This is a genomic window from Natrarchaeobius chitinivorans (genome assembly GCF_003841505.1).
Lineage (GTDB): Archaea > Halobacteriota > Halobacteria > Halobacteriales > Natrialbaceae > Natrarchaeobius > Natrarchaeobius chitinivorans.
Window position 1 is genome coordinate 39,437 of sequence record NZ_REGA01000012.1, and the last position, 15,388, is coordinate 54,824.

The following is a 15,388-nucleotide window of genomic DNA, read 5'->3' on the forward strand; positions in this document are numbered from 1 at the left end:
CGCTGAACTCGAGGGCCGACCCCAATCGAAATCGAGTACTACCCGTGAGTATCGAACCGATAATTTTCCCACTCGACGGAAAATCGGAACCCACCGTGGCCGCCCGTCTCGAGTCAGTTCTCGCGGAATCAGGGGTGAGCATCCGGTGAGCGACAGCGCTACGGCCGCCGTTTCCGACGTGTACAACGTCCTCGCCGTCGGCGAATCGGTGGCGATCGAAGACACCGTCGACGTCCTCGAGTCGGCGTTCGGTCACGAATCGCTGTGGCACGAACGGACGACAGTTGAGGCGCGGGAACGCCTGCGTTCGACCGAGATCCACTGTGTCGTCTGCGAGTTCGATCCGTCAAAAATCGACTCGACGTTCGAGGACCTCGCGGCGTACGCGGGCGAGGTTCCGATCGTGGCCGTTACGGATGGAACGTCGTCGGGGGCGGCGATCGAAGCGGGCGCAACGGACGTCATCGAGTCGACCGACGCCCGGCCGGTCGTCGCCGCTCGCGTCGAGAACGCGGCCAGCGGATACCGCCGCGTCGACGAGCGACCTGATCGGCGATACCGATCGATCCTCGAGAACGCCGACGCGGTCGTCGTGGTCCTCGAGACAGACGGAACGGTGACGTACGCCAGTTCGGCCGCCGAAAGTCGAACTGGATACACCCCCGACGAACTCGAGCGAACGCCAGTTACGCGACTCGTCCACGCCGACGACCGCGAGCGCGTTCGCGAGACGCTCGCCCGGGTCAGCGAATCTCCCCTCGGCTCGAGCGAGAGGGTCGACGTCCGGGTTCGGGCGGACGACGGGACGTGGCCGCTTTCCGAACTGACCGTCGTCAACCGCCTCGACGATCCCCTCATCGAGGGCCTCGTCGGAACCGTCTCGGAAGCGGTGGCAACGAACGACGCACTCGAGACGGCGATCGACCGGCTTCGCGATCCGGTGTGTACACTGGGGACGGAGTTCGAAGTGGTGTACGCAAACGAGGCTGCAGGGCAGTTGTTCGACGCGGAGCCACAGCGAGGAACTGCCGTCTGGAACGCCGTTCCGGACGCGGTCCGTTCGGTCTTTCGAGAGCGGCTTCGAGAGGCGAACGCGAGCGGGGAACCCCTCGAGTTCGAAACCACGCATCCCCAGTTCGCAGGTCGAATCGTGGTTTCGGTCTTCCCGGGAGAAGACGGAGTCTCGATACACGCGCGGGAATCGACTGGCGACGACGTTCCGGACGAATCTCACCGCGAGGCAGACCGTCTCGACCTCCTCGAGTCGACGATCGACGCTCTCGGTGACGGCGTGGCTGTCCTCGAGGGTGCGTCGATCCACCTGGCGAACGGGGCCCTGTTCGAACTGACCGGGGCCGAGCGGCTGATCGGCCGGGAGATCGACGAGGTGTTCGACGACGAACTCGCCGCGGCGGTACGCGACCGACTGGAATCGCCCGCCGTCAGGTGGATGGAACCGGTGTCTGGGACGCTCACGACCGGCGACGATCGGCCGGTCGACGTGTTCGTGACGCCGTTTTCCGACCGCGACGGGGCGGTCTGCGTGGTCCGGGATCGACGGCGCTCGGGAGCAACGCTGCGTTCGGCCGTCACCGACGTGCTCGGAGAACTCCGCCACGTCGAGACTATCTCCGGGATCCACCGGTCGGTCGTCGACGCCGTTCTCACCGCCACGGGTGGTGTGTTCGTCGGCTGGTACCGACTCGCTGGCGACCGACTCGAACCCGTTGCGGTTTCGACGGCCGACTCGAGGCCGAGACCCGACCCGCCGCCGGTGTCGGTAGACGGCACGCGGATCGAGGGCGTTCTCGAGGACGATGGCGCAGTCGTCACCGATCCATCGATTTCGGAACCACTCCTCGCAAGCGCGGGCGTTCGTGCCGACCGCGTCCTCGCCCTCCCGATAGACGACGAGAACCTGATCCTCGCAACCAGCACGGAACCGCTGGCGTTCGAATCCCTCGATCTCGGCCCGATCGAGGCCCTCGCGGACGCGGCGTCGATCGCACTCCACTCGCTCGAGAGCCGTCTGCAGATCCGGGAGTTCGACTACGAACGGGAGCGATTCGAAACGCTCGTCGACCGGTACGATCGCCTTCGAGCCGACGAGCGAGCGATGCTGACTGCGGAGACGAAAGCCGACGTCGACCGATTGCTGTGTGAAGCGGTTGCCTCGTTGACGTCCGCCGAATCCACCGGATCGATCGCGCTGGCGACGGTCGGACGGGTCGACACGGGAGGCGATGCGATCACGCCGTCTACCTGGGCCGGCGACGACGCCGAGTTCCTCACCTCGGTGACGATTCCGGCCGACGTGGGCGGAGACGACGAAACCGACGCGCCTTCGAACCGGCCCGAGCCAACCGTGATCGCGGACCTCGAACGCGTTCGAGACGAGCCACCCGACGAACGGTCGGAGTGGAAACGCGAGGCCCTCAGACGCGGGCTCCGATCCGTGCTGTGGGTGCCGATCGAGTACGAGGGATTTCGGTACGGAACGCTGATCGCATTCGCGGATCGCCCGTCGTCGTTCGACGATCGGACGCGAGAGATCTGCCGACACCTGACGACGGTCGCCGCCTGTGCGATCGTCGCGATCGAACGGAAACGCGCGTTGCTCTCCGAGGCCACCGTCGAACTCGAGGTGGTCCTCCGCGACCCCGAGGAACCGCTGTCGACGATCGCACACCACCTGGGCGGCCCCGTCGAGGTCCGAGCAGCCGTCCCTCGGTCGTCGGGCGGATCGACCGTCTACTGTACGGTCCCCGGCGACGGCCCGCTCCAGTCGGCGACCGAAGCGATCGACGCCGTCGAATCGACGCGCCGACTCGACGCCGACTCGATCGACGCTCCGGTCGAGTTCGTCCTCAATACGCCGACGATAGCCGAGAAAATCGCGGATTACGGGGGCACGATTCGGTCGATCACCCCCGTCGACGACCGAACGAGAATCGTCCTCGAACTACCGAACGCCGTTGCGGTTCGCCCGTTCGTTCGGATGCTCGATCGAACGTATCGAGGGGCGGAACTGCTCGCTCGGCGGGAACGGGACCGATCCGGCCCCCAGGCCCGGACGTTCGACGCCGAATTGCGGGATCGACTCTCCGAACGACAACTGCGAACGCTCGAGGCGGCGTACTACGGCGGATTCTTCGAGTGGCCGCGGGAAAGCACGGGCGAGGAGATCGCACAGTCCCTCGGCGTCTCCCAGCCGACGTTTAGCCGCCACTCGCGTCTGGCACAGCGAAAACTGTTCGAATTGCTGTTCGACCGACGAGTGAGCGAGGAGTGATACGGTTTACTGTACGTCATTACCGGAGCGACCGCGGGACGGCGCCCGGTCGCTCCGGTAAACAGTTACAGCAATCCGTATGAGACGGTCTGCGATCCGTCATCGCCGGCCGGGGGCGACCCACCAGTAAATCGGTACACACGGACTCTCCGGTACAGACACGATTGTACTGGGCCATCGCTGACGGTTGTGCCTACGAGTCGATCGACCGGTTGTATTCAGCCTGACTTTCAGGTCAGTCGCCCCGTTTATCAGGCTATTACTGACTGGTCGAGAGGGATTTCAACGAGTAACTGGGTGTTTCTTTCTCGGACGAACGGTCTCGATTTCGGACGGATGAATCAGTATTGAGCGACGATCACCGACGACTTTGCTGTATAGCCCCTCCGACCATGTGGCTACGCTCTAATCAACCGTTTAATGAGTGAATCCACGGTAACGACCGATTACGCAGCGTTCTCGTCACGCGGAGAGGTGATTCGGTGAGCATCGAACTCGCCGAGACGAACGGCGATCGAACGACGTTGCAATCCCAGGCGGACGGCGGGATCGTCGCACAGGTCCGCCTCGACCACAGCGACCTCGTCTTGCGACCGACACTCGAACGCGCCCCCGACGTCACCGTCAAACCGGAGTACTGGACGACCCTCGAGACCGGGCGGACGCTCCTGTTCGTGACTGCGCACGCTGACGAATTCGGCGGCCTCGAGGCCGCACTCGAAACCGATCCGACGGTCCGGGAGCCGATACTGGTCGACCGATATCCGGACAGACGCGTCTACCGGGTTACGCTGACCGACCGCGCGCTGACGTTCACCGCGAGCGCCGCCGAAGTCGGCGGTCGACTGCTCGAGGTCACGAGTTCTCGAGACGGGTGGCTCGCCCAGTTTCGGTTCCCGAGTCGTGACGCGCTCGTGGCGTTCAACGAGATCTGTCGCGACGACGGCATCTCCGTGTCGGTCGAGCACTTGCGCGTCTCCGACGACGGCGACGACGGCGTCGTTACGCTGACCGAAAAGCAACAGACCCTCCTCGCGGTCGCTTACGAAGAGGGGTACTTCGACGTTCCGCGGGGGATCTCACAGGACGAACTCGCGGATCGACTCGGCGTCTCCAAGTCGGCGATCTCCCAGCGACTTCGGCGAGCGATTCGCGAACTCTGTACGGCTTCGCTCACGTGATGCGGATTGCTGTCTGATACGGGCCACTGTGATACGGTTTACTGTAAATCAGTACCGGCGCACCCGCGACCCGGGCGGCGGGTGCGCCGGGAGATCGGTACAGCAATCCGTATGAGAGGGATCGTCGTCCCCGAGCGGTGATCTCTCCGACGGATCGATGAACGATATGCGGCCGTGGCCCTCCGCACTCGAGGGTTCGGCCGAGCAGGTCGATAGTAAGCGGTGGAAAGTTTATACGTACGACACGTATTCGTGCAGGTATGGTAAGCAGAGAAAACCAGATCCTGGGGGGTTTCATCCTGATCGCTGCCGTCGTCTTCCTCCTGCTGACTGGCTTTACCGAACTGAGTTCGGTCGCGATCATCGGTATCGTCCTCGTAATCGGCGTTATCGTTCCACAACTGCTGTTTCAGCTGACCGACGTCGGCTCCGACCGGTGACGGGGAGCATCTCCACGTTGGTTCGACACAACGACGTATTACCCGCGTTCGGAGGGTGACTGCCAGCAGTTCGCCGGTTACGACGCGCTCGAGTCGAGGCAGAATCGAGCCTACTCCGCGAGCCCCTCGATGAGAAACGCCGCCGAGGCGAGGTTCGTCGCGAGCGCGGTGTCGTGAACGTCGCAGATGCGCAACAGCGCCGAGATGTCGGGCTCGTGGGGCTGGGCGCGAAGCGGATCCCTGAGAAAGACGATGCCGTCCAGTTTCCCCGCTGCGACCTCGGCACCGATCATCAGGTCGCCCCCGAGCGGCCCTGATTCCTTGCGTTCGACCTCGAGATCCGTCTCCTCGGTCAGCCGTTTACCGGTCGTCCCGGTGGCGATCAACTCGTAGCGACGCAACTGATCCTCGTGCGTTCGAGCGAAGTCAATGAGATCAGGCTTCTTTTCGTCGTGAGCGATGAGCGCGACGCGCGTCATACCCCACGGTTCGTTCGAACCGAAAATAGGTGTGGTGCTACGCGAGCGAACGACCAGGCACAAACCGCGATCCATCTGCACGTCGTCATCCCGCCGCGGCTCGAGTACGGCGCCACCTCGCCGGGACTCGAGTACGACGCCACCCCGTCACAGCCCACCCGAACGGAACCATTTACCTCGGTGGTCGCGCGAGAGGTGGGTATGTCCGAGACAGATCTTAGCGCGCACCACGTCGGAATCACCGTCAGCGACCTCGAGTCCACGCTTCCGTTCTACCGGGACGTCCTGGGCCTCTCGGTCGTCGATCGGTTCACCGTCTCCGGAGACGCCTTCTCCGACGCCGTCGACGTCGACGGCGCGAGTGCGGATTTCGTTCACCTCGAGGCCGACGGAATACGGATCGAACTCGTCGAGTACGAACCCGAGGGTCGTCGCTCCCCGGCGACGGGACTCAACCAGCCCGGGGCGGCACACCTCGGGCTCACCGTCCCCGATCTCGACTCGTTTGTCGACGGACTGCCCGAGGACGTCCCCGCGCTCAGCGAGCCGCGAACGACCGAAAGCGGGAGTTCCATCGTGTTCGTCCGAGACCCCGAGGACAACCTCGTCGAACTGCTCGAGCGCTGACCGAACGGGTGGAATCGTTTGGTTTCTCGTGCTCCCGGCTGTAAGTCAGTCGCTGAAATCCGCCAGCCGTGACCGGTCCCGTCACTCGAGGACGGCGTCCGGACGAACGACGAAGACGTCGGCTGGCGCTTCGTTGACGACGTACTTGGCGACCGTCCCGAGCAGTTTCTCGGTCACGTCGGACGCTCGTCGTCGGCGGATCGCGAATGAATCGCGGCGAAATACGGCACGGAAGACAACGCATAAAGTCGGGATACACAAAGGGGGAGGTGAACTGACACTCGATGAGTGAAATTGCTCTCGCTGCCGATTTCGCGATCATCGTCGTCGTCGCGACGACTGTCGGCCTCGTCGCCCGACAGACGGGACAGCCGACGATCATCGCCTACATTCTGACCGGATTGATTCTCGGCCCGGTGATGTTCGGAATCGTCACCGAAGAGGGCCTCGTCGAGAGCATGGCCGAACTCGGACTCGGCTTTTTGTTGTTTCTGCTCGGAATGAAGATGCGGTTCGAGGACATCAGGGAAATCCTTCGACCGATCGTCAATATCGCCGTCTGGCAGACGATTCTCCAAACGGCGCTCGCGCTCGCGGTCGCGTGGGCGCTTGGATTCGATCCAACCGAGATCGTCGTGATCGCCCTGGCGACGGTCTTCGGCGCGACGCCGATCATCGTCAAAATACTCACCGACAAAGACGAGATCACGTCCCTTCCCGGAAAGATCGACGTCGGCGTCCTCATCGTCCAGGACATCTATCTCGTGGTCGTCCTCGCCCTGCTCGGAGCCGACGAACTCGGCAGCGCGAGTGAGATTGCCACGACGCTCGCGGTCATCGCCGTTATGATGGCGTTCATCGGACTGTTCTCGATCGCTTCCTCGCGGTACCTCCTGCCGGGACTGTTTCGCCGGATCGCGGACGACAAGGACGTCTTCCTCGTCGTCGCCATCGCGTGGGCGTTCCTGTTCATCGCCGTCTCCGAACAGTTCGATCTCTCCCTCGAGGTCGGTGCCTTCCTCGCCGGCATCAGCATCGCCCAGTTGCCCTACAGCACGGAACTCGAGGATCGAATCACGCCGATCACCGACTTCTTCATCCTCGTCTTCTTCGCGAGCATCGGTCTGCGCCTCGAAGCCGGCGACCTGCTCGCGTACTGGCTCGAGGCGATCGTCGCCTCGGTCGTCCTCATGATCGGAAACTTCTGGATCATGTTCTACCTGATCGACCGGGAGGAGTTCAGCGTCGAAACGTCGTTTCTCGGCGCGGTGAACATGGTCCAGGTGAGCGAGTTCTCGCTCGTCGTCGGCGCACTCGCCGTCAGCCGTGAGTTCATCGGCACGGAAGTTCTCGGCTATCTCAGCCTGATGGCACTGCTAACGATGAGCGTCTCGACGTACATCATCAACTACAATCACGCGATCTACGATCGTGTGAAACCGTGGTTCAGCCGATTCGAGTCCGAGGAGAAAGGGGACGTCGACCTCGAGAAGTATTCGAATCACGCGATCGCGATCGGGTACGACGAGATCACCGAGCGCGCGCTCCCGATTCTGGAAGACGAGTACGGCGAGGTCGTGATCATCGACCGACGAACCGACCACATCGACGCGCTGGCGGAAGCCGATCGGTACGAGTACATTTACGGCGACTTCCGTCACGGCGAAATACGCAAGGAGGCGAACTTGAAGGGTGCATCCTTCGTTCTAAGTTCGACCGTCCAGCCCGACGTCAATCGCGCGTTGTTGGACGAAGTCTCCGACGAGACGACCGTGTTCGTCGAAGCAGAACGGATCGACGACGCGCGCGATCTCTACGATCGCGGTGCCGCGTACGTCGTGATGAGTACACACCTGACCGGCGAAAAGTTGAGCGAGTACGTAGAACAGTACTTTACCGACCGCGACGCGTTTCGGAGCTCGATCGAGGCTGACATCGATCGAATACAGCAGCGCGTCAACGGTGAGACGCCGCGTCGTCTCTCACGAACACAGTCGGGGGGTGACGACGATGACTGAACTGATTACGACGCTCGCGGTCGTCTTCATCACCGCCGGTCTCTTCTTGCTGATCGCGAACCAGCTCTCGCTGTCACCGATTCCCTTCTTCCTCGTCGCGGGACTGGTGACGGGACGGTTCATCGAAGATCCGGAGCTCGTCGAACTCGCTCAATGGGGCATCGCGTTTCTGGTATTTACGTTCGGCTTCCGGACGGACTTCGGGTCGGTCGAAGGAGTTATTCGAGACGCCGAAACCGCCGCGGTGACGCAACTCGTCGTCGTCGGCCCGATCGCGTTCGCCGTCGCGACCCTGTTCGGGTACGGCGTAGAGAACGCCGTCTACTTCGCGGTCGCTGCGACGTTGAGTTCGACCATCGTCGGCGCGCGGGAACTCGAACAGGAGATTCGGAACAACCTGGTGTACGGACGACTCGCATCGTCCGTCCACCTCTTCGACGACCTGCTCGCGATCGGGCTGATCGTCGTACTCTCAGCCGATCAGTACACGACGACGATCGTAACCTCGAAGATCGGCTTCGGCGTCATCTTCCTGCTCGCGGCGTTGCTCGTCTATCGTCACGGATTTCCGCTGTTGGTCCGCCTCGCGGGCGGCTCCGACGAACTCGTCATGATGGGGAGTATCTCGATCCTCATCGCCTTTATCGCGGGTGCCGAATTCGCCGACGTCTCGATCGTCGTCGGCGCGTTCGCCGCAGGCATCGCGGTCCGCGGCGACGACGTCTCGTCGATCGGCGTCCGCAACGGAATCGCCTCGATTCGGGACTTCTTCGTGGCGATCTTCTTCGTCACCCTGGGGGCGCTCGTCTCGATTCCGAGCGTCGAGGTGCTCGTCGTCGCCGCCACGCTCGCTGTACTCGTCCTCTTCGTCAATCCGCTCGTTCTCATGATCGCGTTCGTCTTCGAGGGGTACGACGCCCGAACGGCCTTTTTCGCCAGTACGAGCCTCAATCAGGTGAGCGAACTCTCGCTCGTCGTCGCGATACAGGCGTGGTTGCTCGGGACCATCACGGAGGCGCTGTTCGACGCGATCATCCTCGCGGCGGCGGCAACGATGATCCTGACGTCGGTCGCGCGAAGATACGAGGAACCGGTCTACCGATCGATAGTCGGACGGATTCTCGAGGAACGTCAGACGCAAAAGATCGACGATCGGAGTTATGTCGAATCCGACCTGACCGACCACATCGTGATCGTCGGCTACGGCCGTCAAGGCCGTCGCCTCGTGGAGACGTGCGAACGACTCGATCCCGAGTACGTCGTCGTCGAGAACGACCCGGTCCTCTGGGACGACATGCGCGCCGAGTGCGAAAACTACGTGTTCGGCGACGCCATGTCGCGGTATCCCCTCGAGAAAGCCAGGATCGGTGCAGCCGCGTTGGTCGTCTCGACGGTCGATCACCGTCCCCTTTCGGAGGCGCTTCTCGAGATCGAAACCGACGCGGATCTCGTCCTCCGAACGGAAACGTCCGTCGAGGCCCACGAACTGCTCGATTCGGACGTGACGTACGTCAGCGTCCCGAACGTGCTCGCCTCAGATCAGCTGTCGGATACGGTCGAAGCCGTGGTACGTGGGGAACTCGACGAAGCTGACGCGAGAGCCGAACACCTCGAGACGCTAGAGACCCTCGAACGGTACAAGCTCGATGCACGGTTCGGTAACCGATAATTCGAGGAGACGACCCTTACCAGGAGATACCGCTGAGAGCGATCGTCCCGCGTCGAAGTCGACTCGATGACGGCGAAACGTCCATCGTCATCCAAAACACCGGTCGAGTAACCGCTGGACCGTTCGACTTACCGGAGGTGAAGCGGCACGTGATCGGCGCGTCGCTCGAGTTCGGCTCGCTGGTTCTCCCGGAGTTCCTCGCGCGTCAGGTCGCCGTCGAACAGGTCGCGAATCTGCTGGGCCAACTGCTGGCCCGCGAGCAGATCCGGGTGGCCGACGTACAACGCGCCCTCGTCGACGAGTTCCAAAGCGGTCTTTCGATCGCCGGCCCGCAGCGTCACGTCGGCATCGAGGCCGAGCGAGAGGATACGTCGTGAGACTGGTCGCGAATCAACCGTCGAGACGACGAGTCGTGCGTCGACTGCGTTCGCCTTCTCCCAGGTGTAGCTCTCCATCGCATCCCCGACGACGACGGCGTCGCACTCCCTGTTGACGATCTCCCTGCGGGCAGGGTCGTTTTCGATGACGACGTAGGGTTGATTTAGCTCTTCAAAGGTTTCGACCACTTTCTGTCCCTGCCGACCGTAGCCGACGATCACGACGTGGTCGGCGATGTCGTCCGGCACGTCGCTCCACTCGTCGACCCGGTCGTGTCGGCCCGAAACCACGCCGCGGTTCGCGAGGGCGCGGTAGATCTCCTCGTCGTACCGCTGGCTCAGACTCGAGGTCACCATCGTTACCGCCGCAGCCAGGATGATCGCGTCGAAGACGGCCGAACTCAGCGCCTCGAGCAGGAACGCCTGAATGGCGATGATCAGGGCGAACTCGCTGATCTGGTCGATACTGAGGCTGGCGAGCGTCGCCGACCGGGCCTCGTACCCGCGGTAGATCAGTATCGCCGTGGTGACGGCCGGTTTCACCACCGCGGTCAGGACGACGAGCCCGGCGACGAGCACCAACTTATCGACGGATTCGGCCCATCCGATGTCGCCGATGAACGGGAAGACGACGAGTGCGCCGATCGTGACGAAGAAGATGGCGACGAAGAAGTCCCTGATCGACTGGAGACCGTTGAATAGCCCGAGATACTCGACCGGGTCGTGACGCACGGCGAGACCGGCCGCGAACGCGCCGACGACGATGGAGATACCTGCGAACTCGGCCGCGCCGACGAACACGGCGAGCAACGAGACGACCGCAAGAATCATGAGTTCGTCAGAGCTGCCGGCGAACCGTCCGATGGCGTCGAACAGGTATCGGTTGACGAGGACGGCCGCGAGAAGCAACGCGAGGCCGCCGGCGATCGCCGTCGCCACGTAGCCGGACTCGAGGGTACCGGCACCAAGGAGGAGTATCGCGAGGATTGCGATCAGGTCCTGTACGAACTGGATCGACGAGGCCAATCGACCGCGAACGAGTCCCTGATTTATTTCCGTTTGTAACAGCGCTGTTCCGACGATCGTCGACGAGAGCGCGGCCGCAATACCGACGTAAATCGCCTCGGTCGGAGAAATTCCGAGGGCTACGCCGATCCCGACGCCGAGCGAGCCAACGACGAGAATCTGGCCGATCGCTGCCAGTTCGCCGTCGAGGAGCACCGACCGAATCGCAGCGAGATCGATCCGGGTTCCGAACGTGAACACGAGCAGCGCAATCCCGTAGTACGCGAGTTCGAGCAGTATGTCCGGGTCGATGACCGAGCCACCGACGACCCCGGCCACGACGAAAACCGGCACCGTCGGCAGATCGAATCGATTCGCGACGACCAGGAGGGGTCCAGTTACGATGAAGAGGATCGAGACTGCGGTGAGTAGCTCACTCATCGCCACCACCCCCGAGCCGTCCGTTGACGTCCGGGAAGAGTTCCGGCGTCGCCAGCAGTTCGATGTCACCGTCGATCGCCGCTTCCAGGACGTCCACATCGTCCTCGAGGTACGCCCGGAGATACTCGGAGAGTCTGTCTGCCGCGAGGTAGGGAGTCATGACGACGCAGTGAGCACCGGCGTCGTAGAGGTCACGGGCGTGTTCGATTCGGTTGGCCTCGACGAACACCGTCGCGTCCTCGCTCACTTCTCGGAGCAGCGCCTTGTTCACTTCCGGCTGGACCGACGAGGAGAGGACGAAATCGGCCTTTTTGACCGCCACGTCCTTCCGGATCGTGGAGTTCCGGAAGTCCCCGTAAATCGCGTCGTACCCCTCTTCCTCGAGGGCTTCGATGTGACTGACCGTACGATCGACGACGACGACGTCCTCGTAGCGATCCGCGAGCAGCGGGAGGGCGTTTTTCGTCACCTCGTCGTAGCCGATGACGACGGCGTGGTCACGGTACTCCCGTTTCCCGCCCTCGAACTCTCCGTCGCCGGTCCACCTGTTGATCGTCGGCTCGAACCGTTCGAACAGCGCGTGGTTGAACTCGATGAAATACACCGAGACGCCCATCGTGAAGATGGCGAGCAGCGTCATGAACCCGAGCACTTCCGGCTCGATGAACCCGCCTTCGAACGCGACGGCGGCGACGATGATGCCGAACTCGCTGACCTGGATCATGTTGATCGAGCCGAGGAACGTCGTCTCGTGATCGAAGCCCTGCCAGTCGATCAGATAGAAGAAGACGAGGAACTTCACGGGCATCAACACCAGCGCGGCGACGATCGCCTCCTGCCAGTGTGCCAGCAACTGGGCCGCCTCGAGGTCGAGTGCGACCGAGACGAAAAACACCATGACGAACAGGTCGGTCAGTGGATTGACCCGATCCTGTAGTTCCTTGCTGTAGGGAAGCTGTGCGATGGCCAATCCTGCCATAAATGCCCCCATCTCGATCGAGAGGTACGCCTCGATACCGAGCGGCGCGAGAAAGAGGTTGACGTTGTCGGAGACGAACACGAAGAGGAACGCCCACGAGACTGCGACGAGGAAAAACACCTCCTTGTTGTCGGCGATCCGCCGGAAGACGATCGGCAGCAGGGTCCGGGACGCGAGGATTGCGGCGACGGTGATCAACGCGACCAAAACGAGCACGATGGCGAGCGTCGTCGCGACTTCTGCCAGATCGTCGGGTCGTCCGGCCGCGAGTACCGCCAGAATGATGACCACGACGATGTCCTGGACGAGCAAGACGCCGACGTCGATCTTGCCGTGCAGCGAGGTCGCTTCGTCCTTGTCCGTGAGCATCTTGATCACGACCGCCGTGGAGCTGTACATCACCGCGAGTCCGATCAAAAACGCCTCGAGGGGGTCGAAGCCGAGCGCGAGGGACAGGCCCGCGCCCGCGATGAAAACCGCTGCCATCTGCGGGATCGAGATCTTGACGATCGGCTTGAGGACGTGTTGGACCTCGTCGAGGCGCATCTTGATCCCGAGCAGAAACAGGAGGAACGCGAGTCCGAGTTCGGACAGCAACTCGGTGAGTTCGCTCACTTGGACGATGCCGAGGGCAGCCGGACCCAGCACCACTCCCGCGAGGATGTAGGCGATGATCGTCGGCTGGCCCGTCTTCTTCGCGAGGAAGCCGACGAACGTCGCACTCAGTAGAATGATTGCGAAATCGGCGGTGAGTGCCGGCTCGGCGACCATGTCGTACGGACGAATCAGGTCTGGCGAATTAACGGTGTCGATACCTACTGTGCGAGAGACTCGAGTCGGACTCGAGCGCCGACCCCGGACGCGGTAGGTTCGGACTACTGGACGTCATTGTCGGTGGGGCCGAAGACGGATTATGGCTCCACCGGGAAGTCGCTACGAGAGGCCGTACCCGTTACCGTCGCGAGCCACCATCACACGGTTAGCCGATTTCCGCCCGGAACCGTTCGAGAGATCCCCCGTCGTGGCGTTCGAGCCGGTCGGATCGAAGGGATAGCTTCAACTCCCTCGAGTCCTCTCTGACACCCATGCCACGGGCGATCGTCTTCGATCTCGATTACACGCTTGCAGTGCCGCGCCGGGACAGGGAGACGATCCTCCAGGAGGCGGTCGACGCGACCGACGCGCCCCACCTGAGTCGGGCCGAGTACGTCGAGGCCCACCGCGAGAACCTCACCCGCGAGACGCGCGAGCCGATCTTCGCCGACCTGCTCGACGGCCGCGAGAGCGACGCGGACCCGGCGGCACTCGCGACGGCCTACCGGGAGACGATCGCCGACGCGATCGAACCCCTGCCGGGGGTCGAGGGGATGCTCGAGGAGCTACGAGCGGAGTACCGCGTCGGATTGCTCACCAACGGTCCCGTCCGCGCCCAGCGGGACAAACTCGCGACCCTCGGCTGGGAGCGGTCGTTCGACGCCGCGCTGGTCACGGGCGAACTCGAGGCGGGCAAACCCGATCCGCGCGCGTTCGAGGCGATCGCGGACGAACTCGGCGTCGACCCCGCGGACGCCGTCTACGTCGGCGACGACGTCGACGCCGACGTCGCGGGCGCGACGAACGTCGGCATGCGGGCGATCCAGGTCCTCCTCGAGGACGGGCCGGACCCCGACCCTCGAGCCGTCGCCCACGTCGAACAGGCGGAAGTCACGACGGCGGTACCGACGATCGTCGCGGACCTCGAGCGGACGTGAACCGGTAAATCGGTACAATAGATCGTCTTTGGCTCGGACCGTTCTTCCGCTCTGCTGTACCACTACTCGAAATTTCTTCACATATAAGTTTCGTACTGTGTGACACTGTGCTCCGACGCGTCGAACTCGAGGTGCTCTCACATGGATCAGCCACGAACCGTTACCGACGTCGCCGAACGGATCGGCAACTGTTAATCCACACCAGCTATCAATATAAAATTTTTATAGGAGTGAGCCGTTTGGTGGCATATGAGCCATCAGACGAATTCTGACGGCGGCAATGGAACTTCGATATCCTTGTCTATACCCGTACTGGACCCCGATTTGTTCAAGAGAAAGGCAACAGATGATGCTCTTCTCTTTTTAACTAACCACCGGTTCAGGCAGTTCTCACTCAGGGAGGTTGCAAACCAAATAGGACATTCTCAGCAGACCGTTCGCAGAGCCATCGACACCCTAATCGAGAACGACCTAGTGGTCGAATCCCCGGACGGAAATCAGCGACTCGTCCAGATCAATCGGCAACGGCTATCAATTCCAGACGATCCGCTTCTCCGAATCCCACAGGCCGATTTTCAAGAACCGGTGAAAGCCGCCGTGGATAGTCTCGCTACTGCCCTCGATGATCTCTTGGCGGTTGTCCTGTACGGAAGTGTCGCACGTGGCGAGGCCGACCGGCGCAGCGATATCGACCTGTGGGTGCTCACCCGGAAGAACCGAGCCGCAAACCAACGCGAGGCAAATGCAGTCGCTCGAGACCTCGAAGAGGAAGAATTTGATGGGGACAGGTACGCCTACGATATCGATGTCGAAACAGTACAAGCGATCCCCACGTACACAGAAGATATCCGTGAAATTGTCGTCTCTGGCATTCCAGTTTACAGGACTGATGACTTCGCGACCGTCGAAAACCTGCTCCTTACGGAGTGTGGTGAGGGTGAGTAATGGATCTGACCCGGCTGCTATCCGTGACGCGCTCACCCGCGCTCAAGATGCCTTCGAGATGGCCGGTCGTGGACACGTAGAGTTCGAGGCCGGGATCAGTGGGGACGATGATTGGGAAACTCAACTGACGAAAGCGTGCCGGCTCCTCGAGGTCGTCGATGCGTTCCAGTCCCAGGGCGATTGC

11 protein-coding genes are annotated in these 15,388 nt (G+C 62.4%); 8 read left to right on the forward strand and 3 right to left on the reverse strand.

Features of this window, described 5'->3' with window-relative positions; genetic code table 11:
* Positions 1-145 precede the first annotated feature (145 nt).
* The 3 genes from EA473_RS13610 (at position 146) to EA473_RS13620 (ending at position 4,913) form a co-directional block, all read left to right on the forward strand.
* The gene (locus EA473_RS13610) at positions 146-3,292 is read left to right on the forward strand and encodes a bacterio-opsin activator domain-containing protein (RefSeq protein WP_124196208.1); all 3,147 of its coding nucleotides are present in this window, start codon (positions 146-148) and stop codon (positions 3,290-3,292) included.
* A 482-nt stretch (positions 3,293-3,774) separates the two neighbouring features.
* The gene (locus EA473_RS13615) at positions 3,775-4,473 is read left to right on the forward strand and encodes a helix-turn-helix domain-containing protein (RefSeq protein ID WP_124196209.1); all 699 of its coding nucleotides are present in this window, start codon (positions 3,775-3,777) and stop codon (positions 4,471-4,473) included.
* 260 nt (positions 4,474-4,733) lie between these two features.
* Positions 4,734-4,913, forward strand: a complete 180-nt coding sequence (locus EA473_RS13620) for a hypothetical protein (RefSeq protein ID WP_124196210.1) — start codon at positions 4,734-4,736, stop codon at positions 4,911-4,913.
* 110 nt (positions 4,914-5,023) lie between these two features.
* On the opposite strand, the gene EA473_RS13625 is transcribed toward EA473_RS13620, so the two are convergent.
* Positions 5,024-5,392 (reverse strand): methylglyoxal synthase, encoded by a 369-nt coding sequence (locus EA473_RS13625; RefSeq protein ID WP_124196211.1) that lies wholly within the window; start codon positions 5,390-5,392, stop codon positions 5,024-5,026.
* A gap of 201 nt (positions 5,393-5,593) precedes the next feature.
* On the opposite strand from EA473_RS13625, the gene EA473_RS13630 reads away from it, so the two are divergent.
* From EA473_RS13630 to EA473_RS13645, 3 genes are all read left to right on the forward strand, one after another.
* Positions 5,594-6,019 (forward strand): VOC family protein, encoded by a 426-nt coding sequence (locus tag EA473_RS13630; RefSeq protein WP_124196212.1) that lies wholly within the window; start codon positions 5,594-5,596, stop codon positions 6,017-6,019.
* 284 nt (positions 6,020-6,303) lie between these two features.
* Positions 6,304-8,037, forward strand: coding sequence for a cation:proton antiporter (locus EA473_RS13640; RefSeq protein WP_124196213.1), 1,734 nt, complete (start codon positions 6,304-6,306; stop codon positions 8,035-8,037).
* Positions 8,030-9,706, forward strand: coding sequence for a cation:proton antiporter domain-containing protein (locus EA473_RS13645; protein ID WP_124196214.1), 1,677 nt, complete (start codon positions 8,030-8,032; stop codon positions 9,704-9,706). The genes EA473_RS13640 and EA473_RS13645 overlap by 8 nt, the downstream gene beginning before the upstream one ends.
* A 128-nt stretch (positions 9,707-9,834) precedes the next feature.
* Here EA473_RS13645 and EA473_RS13650 read toward each other — a convergent pair whose 3' ends face one another.
* The gene (locus tag EA473_RS13650; RefSeq protein WP_124196215.1) at positions 9,835-11,529 is read right to left on the reverse strand and encodes a cation:proton antiporter domain-containing protein; all 1,695 of its coding nucleotides are present in this window, start codon (positions 11,527-11,529) and stop codon (positions 9,835-9,837) included.
* Entirely contained in the window at positions 11,522-13,279 is a 1,758-nt protein-coding gene (locus tag EA473_RS13655; RefSeq protein ID WP_124196216.1) for a cation:proton antiporter, read from the reverse strand. The genes EA473_RS13650 and EA473_RS13655 overlap by 8 nt, the downstream gene beginning before the upstream one ends.
* A 314-nt stretch (positions 13,280-13,593) precedes the next feature.
* Between EA473_RS13655 and EA473_RS13660 the strand changes: the two genes are divergently transcribed.
* Both EA473_RS13660 and EA473_RS13665 read left to right on the forward strand, forming a co-directional pair.
* A complete protein-coding gene (locus tag EA473_RS13660) occupies positions 13,594-14,259 on the forward strand; it encodes an HAD family hydrolase (protein WP_124196217.1) in 666 nt (221 codons plus the stop codon).
* A 249-nt stretch (positions 14,260-14,508) separates the two neighbouring features.
* A complete protein-coding gene (locus EA473_RS13665) occupies positions 14,509-15,204 on the forward strand; it encodes a nucleotidyltransferase domain-containing protein (protein ID WP_124196218.1) in 696 nt (231 codons plus the stop codon).
* The last annotated feature ends 184 nt before the right edge of the window (positions 15,205-15,388 follow it).

Bases quoted from the DNA above. Each gene is read 5' to 3' on its own strand.
- EA473_RS13655 (WP_124196216.1), bottom strand. From the start codon at position 13,279: ATGGTCGCCGAGCCGGCACTCACCGCCGATTTCGCAATCATTCTACTG.
- EA473_RS13630 (WP_124196212.1), top strand. From the start codon at position 5,594: ATGTCCGAGACAGATCTTAGCGCGCACCACGTCGGAATCACCGTCAGC.
- EA473_RS13650 (WP_124196215.1), bottom strand. From the start codon at position 11,529: ATGAGTGAGCTACTCACCGCAGTCTCGATCCTCTTCATCGTAACTGGA.
- EA473_RS13645 (WP_124196214.1), top strand. From the start codon at position 8,030: ATGACTGAACTGATTACGACGCTCGCGGTCGTCTTCATCACCGCCGGT.
- EA473_RS13640 (WP_124196213.1), top strand. From the start codon at position 6,304: ATGAGTGAAATTGCTCTCGCTGCCGATTTCGCGATCATCGTCGTCGTC.
- EA473_RS13665 (WP_124196218.1), top strand. From the start codon at position 14,509: ATGAGCCATCAGACGAATTCTGACGGCGGCAATGGAACTTCGATATCC.
- EA473_RS13625 (WP_124196211.1), bottom strand. From the start codon at position 5,392: ATGACGCGCGTCGCGCTCATCGCTCACGACGAAAAGAAGCCTGATCTC.
- EA473_RS13620 (WP_124196210.1), top strand. From the start codon at position 4,734: ATGGTAAGCAGAGAAAACCAGATCCTGGGGGGTTTCATCCTGATCGCT.
- EA473_RS13660 (WP_124196217.1), top strand. From the start codon at position 13,594: ATGCCACGGGCGATCGTCTTCGATCTCGATTACACGCTTGCAGTGCCG.